At 39.1% G+C, this 1,202-nt stretch carries 1 protein-coding gene and 1 pseudogene; both read right to left on the bottom strand.

The window, feature by feature from the left end; translation table 11 throughout:
• Positions 1 to 230: 230 nt before the first annotated feature.
• Positions 231 to 596 (bottom strand): helix-turn-helix domain-containing protein, encoded by a 366-nt coding sequence (locus PLH43_RS13195; RefSeq protein ID WP_324363882.1) that lies wholly within the window; start codon positions 594 to 596, stop codon positions 231 to 233.
• A gap of 45 nt (positions 597 to 641) precedes the next feature.
• Positions 642 to 1,202 (bottom strand): annotated as a pseudogene (locus PLH43_RS13200) (hypothetical protein); the annotation flags it as partial.

The following is a 1,202-nucleotide window of genomic DNA, read 5'->3' on the forward strand; positions in this document are numbered from 1 at the left end:
ACTGTACAATAAAACGGATTGTGAAAAATATTTTGCCGTCCTCTTATTTCGACAAAATCCGTCATCCGTAAGGCTGCAAGCCACTAATGTTTAAATTCTACACAAATGTCAAAAATCCTTCATTTTTCTGGAAATATATCTTTGCCTTTACTACTTACTCTCAAGCATTACTTGTCACTATAAATCATACTTTCTTTCAATATCCCGAATCCTTGTTACCCTGTATAGTTCTATGGGGGTACACAGCTGTCACCGCCCCGGTGACAGTTACGGTAAATGGGAATTTTATCAAAATACGAAAAAGCAGAATCATCAGCTTGATTATCATTTTTTACCACCAAAAGATAAAGATTTGAACTCTGGCTTCTATTCTTCCTGTACCTTGGCGTTTTAACTATGTATCCTTCAGCACAAAGCTCCTTCAACGCCCTCTGAACAGTTCTTTCACTTAATCCTGTTTCCCTTGCCATAGTTGGAATGGCAGGAAAACAGGTAAGCTCCTTGTTTGAACGATTCACAATATAAAACATGATAGTTTTGGCCCTGCCTGGCAAGCTGGAGGCATATACCCGGTTTAAAACTCTTGCTTTATCCAAAAATCCAACCACCCTTCCGATATTGAAGAATATTAAACTTTTTAGCTATTCGATAGCTTTCACATGTGTATACTCTTTCACTATCTCAGCATATATTGCTGCATTTGCCTTGCCATCAAACAGGTCCGGGGAATAACCTGTAAAATACAATTGAACATTCTTATTCTTCAGCATATTACATATCTCACTTTGAACCTTTTTGGGAGTATAAGATAGCAAAAGAAACAAAGGCATATCACAGAGTTCCGCAAGAGCCGCTCTGACAAAAGCAAACTCATACGGTTTTGTTGTGCCGCACAAAATCAGCAGTTCACATTGTTTGAGCGTCTTCATACTGCATTGTGCAAAAGTGCCGAAATCAATAACGATAAAGTTATTCTCCTCCGGGAAATGTCCCCTGAAATAATACTTTACGCCGTTGTATTCAACATGTGTCTCGCTGACAATCATTTCCTTATAATATGTTGGCAGAGTACTGAGATGACCGTTTGTATTCGCTTCAACATAAGCTGCGTCAGCTCCGCTATTTACAAGGAAATTCACCAGATTAAAAGCCGTTGTGGTTGTCCCAACCTTATGTGCTGCACCCACTACCGCTATCTTTAC

Origin of the sequence: Acetivibrio sp., assembly GCF_035371925.1 — a bacterium.
Taxonomy (GTDB): Bacteria; Bacillota; Clostridia; order Acetivibrionales; family Acetivibrionaceae; genus Hungateiclostridium.